14 protein-coding genes and 1 pseudogene are annotated in these 15,548 nt (G+C 65.9%); 9 read left to right on the plus strand and 6 right to left on the minus strand.

Translation table 11 applies throughout. The features are described from left to right. The 4 genes and pseudogenes from DQP56_RS03235 to DQP56_RS03250 form a co-directional block, all read right to left on the minus strand. A pseudogene (locus DQP56_RS03235) lies at positions 1 to 248 on the minus strand (phosphoesterase); the annotation flags it as partial. Between the two features lie 125 nt (positions 249 to 373). Then, a complete protein-coding gene (locus DQP56_RS03240; protein ID WP_112683560.1) occupies positions 374 to 1,819 on the minus strand; it encodes an alkaline phosphatase family protein in 1,446 nt (481 codons plus the stop codon). 156 nt (positions 1,820 to 1,975) lie between these two features. After that, positions 1,976 to 2,878 carry an MBL fold metallo-hydrolase gene (locus tag DQP56_RS03245; RefSeq protein ID WP_112683561.1) on the minus strand — a complete coding sequence of 301 codons (903 nt, stop codon included), beginning with the start codon at positions 2,876 to 2,878 and terminating at the stop codon, positions 1,976 to 1,978. Between the two features lie 279 nt (positions 2,879 to 3,157). Beyond that, positions 3,158 to 3,955, minus strand: a complete 798-nt coding sequence (locus DQP56_RS03250; RefSeq protein ID WP_112683562.1) for a DUF1906 domain-containing protein — start codon at positions 3,953 to 3,955, stop codon at positions 3,158 to 3,160. A 75-nt stretch (positions 3,956 to 4,030) separates the two neighbouring features. Between DQP56_RS03250 and DQP56_RS03255 the strand changes: the two genes are divergently transcribed. Continuing rightward, positions 4,031 to 4,915, plus strand: a complete 885-nt coding sequence (locus tag DQP56_RS03255; RefSeq protein WP_165824885.1) for a carotenoid biosynthesis protein — start codon at positions 4,031 to 4,033, stop codon at positions 4,913 to 4,915. Here DQP56_RS03255 and DQP56_RS03260 read toward each other — a convergent pair. Together DQP56_RS03260 and DQP56_RS03265 are read right to left on the minus strand one after the other, a co-directional pair. Beyond that, entirely contained in the window at positions 4,896 to 5,348 is a 453-nt protein-coding gene (locus tag DQP56_RS03260) for a hypothetical protein (protein WP_112683563.1), read from the minus strand. The genes DQP56_RS03255 and DQP56_RS03260 overlap by 20 nt on opposite strands. A 40-nt stretch (positions 5,349 to 5,388) precedes the next feature. Beyond that, entirely contained in the window at positions 5,389 to 6,162 is a 774-nt protein-coding gene (locus DQP56_RS03265; RefSeq protein ID WP_112683634.1) for an SDR family NAD(P)-dependent oxidoreductase, read from the minus strand. Positions 6,163 to 6,420: 258 nt separating this feature from the next. Here DQP56_RS03265 and DQP56_RS03270 point away from each other — a divergent pair, with 258 nt between their 5' ends. The 8 genes from DQP56_RS03270 to DQP56_RS03305 are packed head-to-tail and all read left to right on the plus strand — an operon-like array spanning position 6,421 to position 15,545. Then, positions 6,421 to 7,233 (plus strand): MlaE family ABC transporter permease, encoded by an 813-nt coding sequence (locus DQP56_RS03270; protein WP_083079822.1) that lies wholly within the window; start codon positions 6,421 to 6,423, stop codon positions 7,231 to 7,233. Positions 7,234 to 7,246: 13 nt separating this feature from the next. Beyond that, positions 7,247 to 8,095, plus strand: a complete 849-nt coding sequence (locus tag DQP56_RS03275; protein ID WP_112683564.1) for an MlaE family ABC transporter permease — start codon at positions 7,247 to 7,249, stop codon at positions 8,093 to 8,095. A gap of 9 nt (positions 8,096 to 8,104) precedes the next feature. Next, a complete protein-coding gene (locus DQP56_RS03280) occupies positions 8,105 to 9,298 on the plus strand; it encodes an MCE family protein (RefSeq protein ID WP_112683565.1) in 1,194 nt (397 codons plus the stop codon). Beyond that, positions 9,295 to 10,326 carry an MCE family protein gene (locus DQP56_RS03285; RefSeq protein ID WP_083079827.1) on the plus strand — a complete coding sequence of 344 codons (1,032 nt, stop codon included), beginning with the start codon at positions 9,295 to 9,297 and terminating at the stop codon, positions 10,324 to 10,326. Before DQP56_RS03280 ends, DQP56_RS03285 begins: the two co-directional genes overlap by 4 nt. Beyond that, a complete protein-coding gene (locus tag DQP56_RS03290) occupies positions 10,326 to 11,408 on the plus strand; it encodes an MCE family protein (protein WP_112683566.1) in 1,083 nt (360 codons plus the stop codon). The genes DQP56_RS03285 and DQP56_RS03290 overlap by 1 nt, the downstream gene beginning before the upstream one ends. Next, positions 11,405 to 12,868 carry an MCE family protein gene (locus DQP56_RS03295; protein ID WP_112683567.1) on the plus strand — a complete coding sequence of 488 codons (1,464 nt, stop codon included), beginning with the start codon at positions 11,405 to 11,407 and terminating at the stop codon, positions 12,866 to 12,868. The genes DQP56_RS03290 and DQP56_RS03295 overlap by 4 nt, the downstream gene beginning before the upstream one ends. Then, entirely contained in the window at positions 12,865 to 14,064 is a 1,200-nt protein-coding gene (locus tag DQP56_RS03300) for an MCE family protein (protein ID WP_083079833.1), read from the plus strand. Before DQP56_RS03295 ends, DQP56_RS03300 begins: the two co-directional genes overlap by 4 nt. After that, positions 14,064 to 15,545: an MCE family protein gene (locus DQP56_RS03305; RefSeq protein ID WP_112683568.1), complete on the plus strand. Its 1,482-nt coding sequence runs from the start codon at positions 14,064 to 14,066 to the stop codon at positions 15,543 to 15,545. The genes DQP56_RS03300 and DQP56_RS03305 overlap by 1 nt, the downstream gene beginning before the upstream one ends. Positions 15,546 to 15,548: the final 3 nt, after the last annotated feature.

Below are 15,548 nucleotides of genomic sequence, written 5' to 3' on the forward strand. Positions count from 1 at the left end.
GTGACCGCCAGGCTGGCCACCCCGCGCGCGGCGGCGCGCCGGGCAGTCGGCCGGCCGGTGACCGCCATGACCGCGGCCAGCGCCAGCCACAGTTTGGAGTGGTCGGCGGCGCGCGTCAGCCCCGGCATGGTGGTGTCCAGCAGCCGGCTCGGCGAGTGCGCGATCGCCTCGAACACCTCGGCGTCGAGTTCGCCGAGACCTTCGGTGATCCGGCGAAGCCCGGAACGTCGCCGCTGAAACGGCATCATCGGTTGTCGACCACGGCTGTGATTCCTCCGTCCACCGGCGCCGCTGCGGTGCCGTACCGCAGCCCTATACCCGTTTAGCGGTGGAGAAACGCACCACTTGTTCGCCGCGAGAGCGCGGCGAGAAATCAGTCGAACAGTGCGCCGAAGTCGAGCAGCGACCCCAGGTCGAGGCTGCCCTCGTCGGGGCTGAGCCAGTTGTGGTCGCCCAGCAGCGTGTCGAACAGCGAGGCCTCCGAACCCCCCGGTGGCGGCAGCGGGGGGTCGGTCGGCGCGATGACTCCCGCCCCGGTGAGGTACCCGACGCCGAGTGCCACCGCGTTGGTCGCATCCACCAGCAGGCCGCCGAAGAAGTCGTTGATCTGCTGGACGAACTCGGCCAGCCCGCTGATCAGGAAGATGTCCTGGTCCACGATCGACTGCAGGAAGGTGTCGATCTGGCCCACGAACTTGTCGAGGAAGTACGGGATGGAGGTGATCACCGTCCGGAAGCCCAGGGTGAGGTCGTTGCCGATGTTCGGGTAGCCGTACATCGAGATCGCGTCGAGCAGCGACTGCTTGAGATCGGTGGGCGTGACGATGCTGTCGAGGATGGCCGGGTCGACGTTCATCGGGGTGCCGTCGAAGTCCGACCGCATCGGGGCACCGAGCAGCGCCAAGATCGTGGGAGTGATGTCGGCGATGGAGTAGTTCAGGTTCTGGCTGCCGTCGGTCGCGTGATCACCGGCTTGGTCGAAGATGACGAACTGCGATGTCTCGTTGGGTGACTGGAAGCCGTGACCGAAGCCCAGTGACTGCTGGTGGCCGTGGTCGGTGGTGATGATGATCGACCAGTTGTCGTCCGGGTTGGCCAGTTTCGCCTCAGCGACCGCGGCCAGGATCTGCTGGATGTTGGCCCCGACGTTGATGACGGCCTGCGCGTACTCTTGCGACCCGCCGCCGAATGAGTGTCCGGCCTCGTCGACCTGCACCTGGTAGGAGAACAGGAAGCTGTCGATGTCAGCGGGGTTGTTCGCGGTCGCCAGGATCTGGGAGATGGTCGCCGCGGTGACCGCCGCGTCGGTGTCGGCCCAGCTGTCCTGGAACGGGATGAACAGGTTGTTGTCGGCGCCGTAGCCGCCCGCGGCCCCGATGTCGTTGATGTAGTCCCAGTCGGCGATCACCGAGGTCTCGATATCGGGGTTGTGGTACTCGAGCAGGTTGAACACCGTCGGCCACTGGTCATACGGCTCGGGCCGGAACAGGTTGTTGACCACACCGTGCTTGTCGTCCCACACGCCGGTGAGGATCGTCGACCACGACGGACCGGAGATCGTGGTGTGGTTGACTTCGCTGGTGGCGCCGGTGATGCCCTGGTCCATCGCCGTCTTGAAGCCGCTGTCCTCGTCGTAGGCGTACTGCAGAATCTTGTCGAGGTTGGTGCCGTCGACGCCGATGAGCAGCACATGTTCGGCGGCCAGCAGCCAGTCGGCGGTCAGCGCCGACAACCCGGACGGCACCCCGACGGCCGCCCCGGTTCCGGCGACCATGCCGGCGACGGTGGCACCACACAGGAACTTTTTGATTGTGGTCACGGTCGTGTCCCTACTTCGACGTTGCGCCGGCCGGCAGGCCAGTTGCGCGAGACACTAGCAGAAACCCAGGAAATCCTCAGTTTTTCTGGCGATGAATTTAATTAATTCAGCGGGGTGCTGGCAAAAATCTATGCGGTGGGCCCACGCCGGCCCGCCTCAGTAATTCCAGACGGCCGGTACGCACCGGAAGGCGTTGCCTGCCACCCCGACCCGGCACACCGACGGGAACGGCAGGTGGGTGGCCACCAGCGACTCGCCCGTCGACGCCAATTCCCGCAGCAGCCGGATCCGGACGCGGGCGGCCTCCTCGGGATCGTGCTCGAATCCGTTATGCCACTCCGGGTTCGCAAAGCCGACCTGAAACACCGCGTCGCCGGCAAAGGTCAGCCGGTCGCCACCGGATGCCAGCCGCACCACGCTGTGCCCGGGGGTGTGGCCGCCGGTGCGGCAGACCAGCACGCCGGGCGCCACCTCGTACTCGGTCTCGAACGGGACCAGCCGGGAGCGGTACTCGTCGAGGAATCGGGACGCGATCGATTGCAGCGCGGCCGGCACCGGGGCGGGCATCCGGGTGCCCGAGAAATCGGGTGCCTCCCAGAATTCGGCCTCGGCGGCTGCCAGGTGAATCCGCAGGTCCGACCGCAGCCGCGCCTGGATCCCGTCGGCGAGCAGCCCGCCGACGTGGTCCATGTGCAGGTGGGTCAACACCACGTCGGTCACGGCCGCTGGGTCGATGCCGGCGGCCTGCAGCCGCGCCACGGTCTGGCCCGCCCGCGGAAAGTCCGGGAACTCCATCCCGAGCCCGGCGTCGACCAGGATGGTCCGGCCCCCGGTGCGCACCACGACGACGTTCAGGGGCCAGTCGATCACCTCGGGCGGCAGGAACATGTCGCTGAGCCAATGCGCCAAATCCGCCGGGTCGACGTTGGTGGCCATCGTCGAGGCGGTGATCGGTAGCACCCCGTCGCTGATCACCAGGACTTCTATGTCGCCGACCTGCACCGCGTAGCGCGACGGAACCAGCTCAGGCCCGGTCCGCAGGGCGTTGTCCAAGCTCATCCTTGCCTCCTCGATCGTCGGGATCGCACCCGACGAGCATGGCAACCGGAGGGCGCATTGCGAGCCCTTGAAATCGCGTGGTCCGGCCCGCGGCGGGCGGGGCGTCGAGGGGGCTGCGGTAGATTGGCCGTCGACCGACTACAGACAGGAGCCGACTCATGGCGTCAGCGACCCTGGGCGTCTGGACGTCCATTGCGTGCGTGGTGCTGCTCACCGTGGGCCTCTTCGTGACGACCAACCAGTAGCCGAGCCGTCGGCAGCGCCTACCGACCGACTACGTCACGGGTGCAGGTTCCACTGGCCGCAGTCCTGGGCCATCACGTCGTTGACGTCGACCTCGATCCCGCCCACGATCGGGCCCGGGGTTGAGGCGGTGCTCACGATGCGCTGGAAGAGCACGGCGGCGGGGAAGCGTTCGCCACGCGACCAGGATCGGGTCTGCCACGCCCACCGGTGGCCCGGGGTGCGTGAGTTTCCGATGACACCGTCGGCGGCTGCCCACTTGCAGGCGTTGACGCCGCCGTAGATGCCGGTGCGTTGTACCCCCAGTACCGAGTTGATCCCCCGGAACCACTGCAGCGCAACGTTGTTCCAAGTGTCGCGGTTGATGTCGTCGTCGACGCTGAAGAAGATCGGGGCGCTGCGGCCACCGCCGGCCGCGGTGTGGATGTTCCAGGCGGTCTGGGCGTCGGCGACGCCGCCGGCGAACCCGCGGGTGAAGTCCGACGGTGCGGTCCCGCCCGGCTTGCCGTACTGGAAGTTGCTGACGATCACCAGCCCCGCGGCGGTCAGCGACTCGGCGTAGGGCCGGGTGATCGGCTTGGCCCCGAAGTTCGACCCGGGGCGCGAGGTCGAGACGTAGTTGATCACCCCCGCATGGCCGGCGGCCCGGATGTCCTGCGCCGGGATCTGGCGCATGGCGTAGTCGATCAGCGTCGGCGCGGCGGCCGAGGCGGTGGGCGTGCCGGCAGCGGCTGCAGCGCCCACCCCGGCCAGCGCCGCGGCGGATGCGTACCGCAGCACATCACGCCGGGAAACCGGGTGTGACAGGCGACGGGTCACCGGATGGTCCTGCATCGCCCGATGTTAACAATGTGGCTACTGTTAATGGTGTTGCCCACGCCGGGCAGGCTGCGCCGTTACGATGCGGCGATGTCGACACGCACTCGAGGGCGGGCCGTGGCCTGCTGGTGTCTGGTCGCGGTGTGGTTCGCCGCGACGGTGACAGCGGCCCTGAGCGTCGGCTCGCCGATACAGAATGTGGCCGAGGCGGTGTACGGCGCCGCGCTGGCCGCGTTCGTCGTGCTGCACACCCTGACGCTGTACCGGCCGGTCGGCGCTGTCAGCTATTTCGCTGTGGCGGTGACCGTGGCATTCGGCTTCGAGGCGTGCAGTGTCGCAACCGGTTTCCCCTTCGGCTCCTACGTTCATCACTTCGAAGGACCGCGCGCGCTCGGGGTTCCGTTCACGGTCGTGTTCGGCTGGGTGGTGCTGGCCTGGCTGGCATGGGTTCTGGCCCGGGTGATCATGGGCGAGAACCGCGGCCACCGGGCCTTCGTGATCGTCACTCCCGTCATCGCTACGTTCACCCTCGGCGGATATGACCTGGTGATCGACCCGATCGCGGCCTACGCCCGCGGCCTGTATTCCTATGGGTCGCCCAGTGGGGCGCTCGGCGTTCCCTTGAGTAATTACTTCGGGTGGCTGTTCACCGGATGGGTGATGTTCCAGGCCTTCTCGTTGGTGGAACGGCGGTGGCGGCGGAAGTCCGTTGCCTCGCCCCGATCGACACTGCTGATGCCGGTCGTCATCTGGTTCGGACTCGCCCTGCAGGTCAACCTTGAAATGCTTCGCGTCGGTGATGCCACGGCGACACTTCAGGGCGGCAGGGACATTCCGCTGGCTGACATCTACTCGACCTGCTGCGCGATGTCATGGTTCACGATGGGCCTCGTCGTAGCGATCAGCGTGGCGCGACTGTATCCGGGGCAGCCCGACGACGTCGCCGCGGTAGCGATCAGAGGCGAATCAAGCTGAACGGGTAGTTGATAACGCCGCTGGGCCCGCCCTCGCATCCGCCGGCCGGCGACGACGTCAGCGTCCCCTGCAACGTCGCCGCATCCCAGGAGTAGACGTCACGCGTCGGGATGATCGGCCCGTAATAGACATTGCCGCAGCGCAATCCGTCCGGAACGTCCACGGTCAGGGTGTATCGCCCGTTGGCGAGATGGGCGTCGCCGGAGTACTCGAACGCTTTGGCTACCGGCATCGGAATCGCGTGGATGTGCGCGCAGTCATCCGCGGCCGGTACGCAGTGCGATACCGCCCATGTCCAGGTGTGGAAGTCGTAGCGGTCCGGCAGCAGGAGCTGGTAGTTGGCGAAGAACGGCTCGGAATAACTTGGCGGGGAGGCGCATACCCCGGTCGCCGCGAATGCTGAAAGCGTGCACAGCAGGGCCGCAGTCTTCATGCCTCTCCTCCGTCGGTCGTGCCCAACTCCCCGCAGTCCCTTACATATGAGAGCCGCCGTCAATCCGGACCTCGGTACCGGTGATGAAGGAGGCGTCATCGCTTCCCAGCATCGCCACCACGCCTGCGACCGCGTCCGGATCGGCGAAGATGGCGCCGCCGTCCAGTGGGAGCATCGGCGCCACCTTGCCGAACAGCGTGAAATCGGCGTCCGCTGGAAGCCCGGGGCCGACGCTTTGCCGTGATGCCCCCGTTCCGTCGGTCATCCCCGACGAAATCGAACCGGGTTGAACCGAATTGAACCGGATACCGGCCTTCGCGAACTCCATCGCCCAGGCGTGGGTCATCGACAACACCCCGCCTTTGGAGGCCGCATACGCAGCCATGTACGGGTGAGCGAAGTGGGCGGACGTGGAGCTGAAGTTGACCACTGAGGGCGACCTCCCTTCGTGCAGCGCACCGATGGCCTCGCGGGTCACCAGGAACGTGCCCACCAGGTTGATCCGCAGCACCTGCTCGAAGTCGGCCAGCGTGGTCTGCGCCAAATGCGAGGAGCGCAGAATCCCGGCGGCGTTGACCAGGGTGTCCAGTCCGCCCAGCACGTGCACCGCCTCGGCCACCCCGGAGCGAACCGAGGGTTCATCGCCGATGTCCATCACCACGGTCGACAGGCGACTCCCCAGCTCGCCGGCTTTCGCGACGGTGTCGTCCAGGCCCTCGGCACTGATGTCCGCGGCGACCACGCGGCCACCTTCGGCGAGGATCCGCAGGACGCAGGCCTGTCCGATACCCGATCCGCCCCCGGTGATCAACACTCGGCGGCCGGCATAGCGCGAGAGATCGGGTGCCTGTTCGGTGGGCTGGGGCAAGGGAGACTCCTGTCGCTCTTATCGGTGATGCACTTCGACAGCAGGCTACGTTCCCGCCCCAGCCGCTCCGGCGCTGTGACCCTTCCCGGTGGATGGGATACGGCGTGTCGCCCGTCATGTTCGGCTGTCACCGTCTTGGGCAAGCCGCTGACTCGGGCGGCGTCAGCGACGGCATTCGGTCCGGCAGTGGAGGTTTTGCGGCACATGGTGAGTAATGCCCAGGACCGCTGGTACGCCGGGTTGACCGCGGTCGGCGCCGGCACATCCGGGCCCCTGCGGGCCATCGGAGGCCTGCTGGCGATGTCGGTCGACGCGGTGAAGTTCCTGTTCTGCCGGCCCTTTCAGGGCCGGGAGCTGCTGGAGCAGTCCTGGTTCGTCGCGCGGGTGTCGCTGATGCCCACCGTGCTGGTCGCGATCCCCTTCACCGTCTTGGTCAGCTTCACGCTGAACATCCTGTTGCGTGAGCTGGGTGCGGCGGACCTCTCGGGTGCCGGGGCGGCGTTCGGCGCGGTCACGCAGGTCGGGCCGATGGTGACGGTGTTGATCGTGGCCGGCGCCGGGGCGACGGCGATGTGCGCCGATCTGGGATCGCGCACCATCCGCGAAGAGATCGACGCCATGGAGGTGCTCGGCATCAACCCGGTGCAACGGCTGGTGACTCCCCGGATGCTGGCGTCGGGCGTGGTGGCGTTGTTGCTCAACAGCCTGGTGGTCATCATCGGGATCCTGGGTGGGTACACCTTCTCCATCTTCATCCAAGGCGTCAATCCCGGCGCTTTCGCGGCGGGGATCACCCTGTTGACCGGGGTGCCCGAGGTGATCATCTCGTGCGTAAAGGCGGCACTGTTCGGTCTGATCGCCGGAGTCGTGGCCTGCTATCGCGGTCTGACGATCAGCGGCGGCGGCGCCAAGGCCGTGGGAAACGCCGTCAATGAGACGGTGGTGTACGCCTTCATGGCGTTGTTCGTGGTGAATGTGGTGGTCACCGCCATCGGCATCCAGCTGACTTCGGATTAGCCGGGAGACCACGATGGCTGGCCTACGAGTGCTCTACCCGCAGGTGGCGCGGGAGCTGAACAGACCGATCGACACCCTCAGCCGACTCGGCGACCACACCGCCTTCTATGGCCGCGCGCTCGCAGGTGTGCCGCACGCAGCCACCGCCTACCGCCGCGAAGTCGTTCGTCTCATCGCCGAAATCAGTATGGGCGCGGGAACATTGGCGATGATCGGCGGCACCGTGGTCATCGTCGGATTCCTCACCTTGGCAGCGGGCGGCACGCTTGCGGTGCAGGGCTACAGCTCCCTCGGCGACATCGGCATCGAAGCCCTGACCGGATTCTTGGCCGCCTTCATCAACGTCCGGATATCCGCTCCCGTTGTAGCCGGCATCGGCCTCGCCGCCACCTTCGGCGCCGGCGTGACCGCTCAATTGGGCGCCATGCGGATCAACGAAGAGATCGACGCGCTGGAGACCATGGGAATCCACGCCGTCGAATACCTTGTGAGCACCCGCATTGTGGCCGGAATGGTGGCGATCACGCCGCTGTATTCGATCGCTGTGATCCTGTCGTTTGCGGCCAGCAAGCTGACCACCGTGGTGATGTTCGGGCAGTCGGCCGGCCTGTACAACCACTACTTCGGGACGTTTCTCAACCCCAAAGACCTGCTGTGGTCGTTCCTGCAGGCAATCCTGATGGCCATCGCGGTGCTGCTCGTGCACACCTACTTCGGCTACTTCGCCAGCGGCGGACCGTCCGGGGTCGGCGTTGCCGTGGGCAACGCCGTGCGGACGTCACTCATCGTCGTAATCTCCGTGACCCTGCTGGTGTCGCTCTCCGTTTACGGCTCCAACGGCAACTTCCACCTGTCCGGCTAGGGCGACGTGATGGCAACGAGTTCGCGCATCAGACGATCCCTGACGGGATTGGCCACGGTGGCCGTGGTAGCGGCCACCGTCGCGCTGGCAGTAGGACTGTTTCGCGGCAGCTTCACCAGAACCGTTCCCATCACTGTGCTGTCCAGCCGGGCCGGCCTGGTCATGAATCCGGACGCCAAAGTGAAGCTGCATGGGGCGCAGGTCGGTTCGGTGAAGTCGATCGAATCATTGGCGGACGGACGCGCGGCCCTGCATCTGGCCATGGACCCGTCGTACATGGACGTCATACCGGCGAACGTTCGCATCGACATCGCCTCGTCGACGGTGTTCGGCTCCAAGTATGTCGACCTGATCCCGCCGGCCGAACCGTCCGAACACTCTCTGCAGCGTGGGCAGGTGCTGCACGCCGACCATGTCACGGTAGAGATCAACACGGTCTTCGAGCGGCTGTCGTCGGTGCTGGCGAAAATCGAACCCGCCAAACTCAACGAGACGCTCGGAGCCCTGGCAACGGCGTTGGACGGCCGGGGAGACCGGATCGGGCAGATGATGTCCGATCTCGATGAGTTTCTGGCGCGGGTCGACCCGAGCCTGACGGCCCTGGAAGACGACTTCACCGTCGCTCCCCGCGTGCTCGAGGCCTATGCCGATGCGGCACCCGATGTGGTCAGCACCGCCGGCGCGGCCACGCGGATGAGCAGTACGGTGGTCAGCGAGCAACACAGCCTGGATGCGCTGCTGCTCAGCGTGATCGGCCTGGCGGAGACCGGCAACGACGTCGTCGGCACCAACAGCCATGCGATCACCGACACCATGGCACTGCTCGGCCCCACCACCGACCTCACCAACCAGTACCACGAGGCGCTGACCTGCGGTCTGGGCGGAGCCGTCCAATTGGCCAAAGCCCCAGGCACACCCGTGCCGGGTGGCCTGCTGCTGCAGACCGTGGTCCTGGGCCAGGAACGCTACCGGTATCCGCAGAATCTGCCGAAGGTGGCGGCAACCGGCGGACCGCAGTGCACCGATCTGCCCAAGGTCGGATACCAGAAGCATCCACCGTTCGTGATCACCGATGTCGATGCCAACCCCGCGCAGTACGGCAACGAGGGAATCCTGCTGAACTCCGACGGCCTCAAACAGCTGCTGTACGGGCCGATCGACGGACCGCCACGCAACAGCGCACAGATCGGGCATCCCGGATGAGCGGGCTCGGAAAGACCGCCGTCAAGTTGGGCGCGTTCGGAATCACGATGGTGCTCTTCACCGCGGCCCTGCTCGTCATCTTCAGCCAGTACCGGTCCGGTTCCACCAACTCCTATTCGGCGGTGTTCCAGGACGTCTCGAGCCTGAAGACCGGCGACTCGGTTCGAGTCGCCGGCATTCGGGTGGGCACCGTCCGGAAGGTCGCGCTGCAGTCGGACAACACCGCGCTGGTCGCCTTCGACGCCGATGACAACATCCGGCTCACCGAGAGCACCAAGGTTGCGGTGCGCTACCTCAACCTCGTCGGCGACCGCTACCTCGAACTCATCGACGACCCCGGCCCTGCTCGCATCCGGCCACCGGGGTACCGCTTCGGAACCGACCGGACCGAACCGGCCCTCAACCTCGACCTATTGCTCGGCGGCCTGAAACCGGTGATCCAGGGACTCAATCCCGACGACGTCAATACGCTGACCAGCTCCCTGATCCAGATCCTGCAGGGACAGGGCGGTGACCTGGAGTCGTTGTTCGCCAGGACGTCGTCGTTCACCAACGCGGTGGCCGACAACGGGCAGACCGTCGAACGGCTCATCGAGAATCTCAACGACACGCTCACCGTACTGGCCAAGGACGGCAACAAGTTCTCCCATGCGGTCGACGGCCTGGAGCGGCTGGTGAGCGGCCTTGCCCAGGAGCGTGATCCGATCGGTGAGGCCATCACGGCACTGGACAACGGAAGCGCTTCGTTGGCCACGCTGCTCACCGAGGCGCGAGCGCCCCTGTCGGGAACTGTCGACCAACTGACCCGGCTTGCTCCGCTGCTCGCGAACGACACCGATCTCGCCCGCCTCGACCTGTTGATGCACAAGACACCGCAGAACTACCGCAAGTTGGTGCGGCTCGGTTCATACGGCAGCTGGCTGAACCTCTACATCTGCGGCGTCTCGGTCCGGGTGTCGGACCTACAAGGCCGCACCGCCCACTTCCCCTGGGTGATCCAGCAGACCGGACGGTGCGGAGAGCCCTGATGCTTAAATATCGTGACTCTGCGCTGGTCCGAACCGGGCTCGTCGGCTTGGTGGTGATGGTCCTGGTCATCCTGGTCGGACTGCATCCCAAACAGCTGTTGGCCATGGCGACCTCGATCCGGTACCAGGCGGTCTTCGCCGAGGCCGGCGGGCTGGCCGCCGGCAACAACGTGAAAGTGTCCGGCGTCAACGTGGGTGCGGTGTCCGGCGTCGAACTCGACCACGGTAAAGCGCTGGTCACCTTCGCCGTCGACAGCAAGGTCCGGCTCGGCAAGGACACCACCGCTCATATCGGCATCGGAACCCTGCTCGGAGAACGGGTTCTGGTGATCGAACCGCGCGGCAGCGGCAGCATCGGCGCGCGAGGTGTCATCCCGCTCTCCCGCACCGCCTCGCCGTACTCCTTGACCGATGCGCTCGGCGAGTTCACATCCAACACCGCCTCGACCGACACCGCGGCCATCAACCAGTCTCTGGACACGCTGTCGGCGACCGTCGAACGACTCGCACCGCAGCTGGCTCCCACCTTCGACGGAATCAGCCGATTGTCCCGGTCACTGAACAACCGCAATGAGTCGCTGGCCGGTCTACTCACGGCCGCCTCCAATGTCACCGGGGTCCTGTCCGAACGCAGTGACCAAGTGAACCGGCTCATCCTCAACGCCGACGATCTACTCGGGGTGCTTCAGGACCGGCGCCATGCGATCGTCGATCTCCTTGCCAACACCACAGCGGTGGCTCAGCAGCTTTCCGGTCTGGTAGACGACAACGAGCAGGAACTGGCTCCCACCCTCGAGCAGCTCAACAAGGTCTCGGCGATGCTCGAACGCAACCGCGACAACCTCACCAAAACCCTCACAGGCCTCGCCAAATACCAACTGACGCAAGGTGAGGCCGTCAACAACGGCTTTTATTACTACGGTTTCGCGTCCAACCTGCTTCCGGGACCGGCGATTCAACCGTTCCTGGACTACGCGCTCGGCCTCCGCCGTGGGGTCGACGCCGGGCAACCGCCCGACAACGCCGGGCCGCGCGCAGAATTCCCGTTCCCGTACAACGGGATTCCGGGAGGTTCCCGATGATCGGTGACAAGCCGCTGGGGCCGGCCAAAAAGCTCCTGGTAATCGTCGTGGCGGTACTGCTAGCGTCGGCTGCCGGGTACCTCGGCTATCAGAAGATCGCGGGCCCCCGGACGATCATCGCCTACTTCAAATCGGCGACGGCCATCTATCCCGGCGACGAGGTCCGGGTGGTCGGGGTGCGGGTAGGCACCGTCAAATCCATCGAGCCGCTGGGGACGCGGGCAAAGATCACCCTCTCAGTCGATCACGACGTGCCCATACCCGCCGACGCGAAAGCCATCATCGTGGCGCCCAACCTAGTCTCCGCCCGTTACGTGCAGCTGACGCCCGCATACGGGTCGAGTCCAGCGGCCAGCGGTGCCACCATGGTCGACGGCGCTGAGATCAGCGAGGATCGCACCGCCATCCCGGTCGAGTGGGATGAGATCAAAGATCAGCTCACCCGTCTCGCCGCCGAGTTGGGCCCTTCCAGTGGGGTGTCCAACACGTCACTGGGACGCTTCATCGACACCGCCGCCGATGCCATGGCGGGAAACGGCGACAAACTCCGGGAGACCATCAGGCAATTGTCGGACGTCGGCCGAATCCTCGGAAACGGAAGCGGAGACATCGTCAGTGTCATCAAGAACCTTCAGGTCTTCGTCACCGCACTACGCGACAGCAACACCCAGATCGTGGAGTTTCAGGACCGGCTCGCCGACGTGACAAGCGTGATCGATGGCAGCCGCTCCGACCTCGACTCGGCCATCAACGAACTCTCGGGCGCAATCGGAAAGGTGCAACGCTTCATCGCCGGGTCCCGGGATCAGTCCGCCCAACAGGTACAGCGACTGGCGAACGTAACCCAGGTGTTGTCCGACAACAGCATGGTGGTCAAAAACATCCTGCACGCCGCACCGAACGCTCTGGTCAACGGCTACAACATCTACAACCCCGATACCGGTGGCCCCCGTGGCTCTTTCGCGATGAACAACTTCGCAAACCCCGTCGCCACGATCTGCTCGGCGATCGCCGCGGTCGAGAATGCCACCGCGGAAACGTCCGGGAAGGCATGTGCGGAGTACCTGGGCCCGGCACTGCGACTGATGAACTTCAACTATCTCCCGCTGCCGTTCAACGCCTACCTCGGGCCCGCCCCGAAGAACGTCATCTACTCCGACCCGAGACTGGCCCCCGGCGGGGGAGGGCCGGCCCCGGGGCCGGCGGAGATACCGCCCGCGGTCTCTGCCTACACCGGAGCCGGCGACGTGCCGCCCCCGCCCGGATGGACCGATCCGCCGCACCCACCAGGGGCTTACACCCCCGACGGGTTGCCCGCCGACCGGCACCCGGCCCTCTATCCCGGCGCACCCGTTCCGCCAGGAGTCCCGGTGCTGCCACCACCGACGCCGGCCGCATCGAACCTTCCCGAGCTGCTGCTGCCTCAAGCCGGACTGACATCGACGGGAGGAGCGCCGTGACGACGACCTTGAGACGAAGAGGGGCGGCCGTCGCATGCGGTATCGCCCTCCTGTCCTCCGGCTGCTCGTTCGACGGCCTCAATTCGTTACCGCTTCCCGGCACGGTAGGAACCGGCTCCGGAGCCACCACCTACCACGTGCAGATAGCGAATGTCGGCTCATTGGAATCGAATTCGCCGGTCATGGTAGGCGACGTGATCGTCGGCACGGTCCGCCGAATGGCCGTTGACAACTGGCGCGCCGACGTCGAGATCTCGGTCAGATCCGACGTCGACATTCCCGCCAATGCGGTCGCCGCCGTGGGCCAGACCAGCCTGCTCGGATCGATGCATCTGGCGTTGGATCCCCCCATGGGCGAACCGGCGACCGGGCGACTGCGTCCCGGTGCGACCATCCCGATCTCCAAGTCCTCGACGTACCCCTCGACCGAGCAGACGCTCTCGTCGCTGTCGGTGGTGGTCAACGGCGGCGGACTGACCCAGATCGGCGACATCGTCCGCAACTTCACCGCAGCGCTCGACGGACGGCAGGTCCAGATTCGCGATCTGCTGACCCGAATGAACACCGTGGTGACCCTGTTGGACACCCAGCACGACAACATCATCGCCTCGATCTCATCGCTGAATCGGCTGGCCGAGACCTTCGCCGGCCAGCGGGACGTGCTCACCGCCGCCCTGAACCGCATCCCGGCGGCGCTCGACGTGCTCAACAAACAGCGTCCGCAGCTGACCACTGCCCTGAGGAAGTTGGGCGACTTCAGTGCCACCGCAACGCAACTCCTCAACGACTCGCAGGCCGACATCGTCCGCAACCTCAAGAACCTCGAACCGACGGTACGTGCGTTGGCCGATGTCGGACCCGATCTGGCCACCGCCCTGGCATATCTACCGACGTACCCGTATACCCAAGAGTTCATCGACCGTGGCATCCGCGGTGACTACATGAATCAGTTCATCGTCTTCGACTTCACGATCCCCCGGCTCAAGAGCGGCATACTGCTCGGCACCAGGTGGGGCGAACCGGGTGCCTCGCTGGTGCCGGCACCGGGGGACCCCTGGTACTCCACCTACACGCGGGATCCGCTCAAGGCCCCGCTGGCCGAACGCCCCAGCGAGGTGGCCACCGTACCGCCGCTCATCGACTCGCCGATGGACACGTCCGAGGCGCCCTTCGTCCCCGGCCCGGGCGGCAGCTGATGTTGACACGTTTCGTCCGGAATCAGTTGATCATCTTCGCGGTCGCCTCGGCGATCGGTGTCGGCACCATGGTCTTCGGCTACCTGCAGGCTCCGGTGCTGCTCGGCATCGGCCGTATCTCGGTAAAACTCCAACTGCCCTCCACCGGAGGCCTGTACCAGTTCTCCAACGTGACCTACCGGGGCGTCGAGGTCGGTAAGGTCACCGACATCCGGCCCACTCGTGGCGGCGCCGAAGTAACGATGTCCTTGAAGCCGTCGCCGAAGATCCCCGCAGATCTACAGGCCAACGTCCGCAGCGTCTCCGCGGTCGGCGAACAATACGTCGACCTGGTGCCCCGTAGCGATGGCGGACCCTATCTCAAAAACGGCTCCACCATCAGCGCAGACAATGCGTCGCTGCCGAAGCCGGTCGGACCCATGCTTGATCAGATGAGCGCGCTCGTGGACAGTATCCCCACCGGAAAGCTCGGTGTTGTGCTCGACGAATCCTTCAAGGCGCTCAACGGAACCGGGAACGACCTCGGCGCCCTGTTCGAATCATCGAGTCGACTCGCCGCCGACCTCAACGGCATCGCCGAGAGCACTCGCAGCTTGATCGACGACAGCCGATCACTGCTGGAGGGCCAGGCCGACAGCGCAGACGCCGTCCGGACGTGGGCGCGCAGCCTGGCCGGGATCACCCAGCAGGTCGCGGCACGTGACACCGAGGTGCAAACCATCCTGCGCACCGGAGTCGGCGCCGCAGACGAAGCGTCCCGGCTACTCGAACAGGTCCGGCCGACGCTGCCGGTCTTGCTGGCCAATCTGCGCACGGTCGGTCAGATCGGCGTCACCTACCATCGGTCGATCGAACAGTTGCTGGTGCTGTTGCCGCCCTATCTGGCCGCCACCCAGTCCTACGGGTCTTCGTTGAACAACCCGACCGGCATGGCACTGTCCGAGTTCAGCCTCACTCTCGGCGACCCGCCGGCGTGCACGGTCGGATTCTTACCGCCATCGTCGTGGCGTTCGCCGGCGGATCTGAGCGACGTGGACACCCCGGACGGGTTGTACTGCAAACTCCCGCAGGATTCCGCCATCGGGGTGCGCGGCGCCCGGAACTACCCGTGTATGGCCCAGCCTGGAAAACGTGCGCCCACCGTCGAGATCTGCGAGAGCGACCGCCCCTACGAACCCCTGGCGATGCGTCAGCACGCAACAGGGCCGTATCCGATCGACCCCAGCCTCATCGCGCAGGGCATTCCGCCAGACGATCGAATCACGGTGGAAGAACAGATCTTCGGGCCGGTCGAGGGTACGCCGATGCCCCCTGGGGCGGCGCCGAGCGGCTACGTGCCGGGAGCACAACGGCCCCCGTTCGCCGTTGCCACCTATAACCCGCGGACCGGGCAGTACGCGGCACCCGACGGCAAGGTGTACAGCCAGACCGACCTGGTGCGGCCGGAAACCCAGAGCTGGGAAGATCTGCTGCCGAAGTAAGCC

It is taken from the genome of Mycolicibacter senuensis, assembly GCF_003284925.1.
In the GTDB taxonomy this organism is placed as follows: Bacteria; Actinomycetota; Actinomycetes; order Mycobacteriales; family Mycobacteriaceae; genus Mycobacterium; species Mycobacterium algericum_A.

What these genes read in the sequence shown, in the direction of transcription:
- DQP56_RS03245 (WP_112683561.1), bottom strand. Translation starts at nt 2,878, where the DNA reads ATGAGCTTGGACAACGCCCTGCGGACCGGGCCTGAGCTGGTTCCGTCG.
- DQP56_RS03280 (WP_112683565.1), top strand. Translation starts at nt 8,105, where the DNA reads ATGGCAACGAGTTCGCGCATCAGACGATCCCTGACGGGATTGGCCACG.
- DQP56_RS03270 (WP_083079822.1), top strand. Translation starts at nt 6,421, where the DNA reads ATGGTGAGTAATGCCCAGGACCGCTGGTACGCCGGGTTGACCGCGGTC.
- DQP56_RS03295 (WP_112683567.1), top strand. Translation starts at nt 11,405, where the DNA reads ATGATCGGTGACAAGCCGCTGGGGCCGGCCAAAAAGCTCCTGGTAATC.
- DQP56_RS03305 (WP_112683568.1), top strand. Translation starts at nt 14,064, where the DNA reads ATGTTGACACGTTTCGTCCGGAATCAGTTGATCATCTTCGCGGTCGCC.
- DQP56_RS03275 (WP_112683564.1), top strand. Translation starts at nt 7,247, where the DNA reads ATGGCTGGCCTACGAGTGCTCTACCCGCAGGTGGCGCGGGAGCTGAAC.
- DQP56_RS03290 (WP_112683566.1), top strand. Translation starts at nt 10,326, where the DNA reads ATGCTTAAATATCGTGACTCTGCGCTGGTCCGAACCGGGCTCGTCGGC.
- DQP56_RS03260 (WP_112683563.1), bottom strand. Translation starts at nt 5,348, where the DNA reads ATGAAGACTGCGGCCCTGCTGTGCACGCTTTCAGCATTCGCGGCGACC.
- DQP56_RS03255 (WP_165824885.1), top strand. Translation starts at nt 4,031, where the DNA reads ATGTCGACACGCACTCGAGGGCGGGCCGTGGCCTGCTGGTGTCTGGTC.
- DQP56_RS03285 (WP_083079827.1), top strand. Translation starts at nt 9,295, where the DNA reads ATGAGCGGGCTCGGAAAGACCGCCGTCAAGTTGGGCGCGTTCGGAATC.
- DQP56_RS03250 (WP_112683562.1), bottom strand. Translation starts at nt 3,955, where the DNA reads ATGCAGGACCATCCGGTGACCCGTCGCCTGTCACACCCGGTTTCCCGG.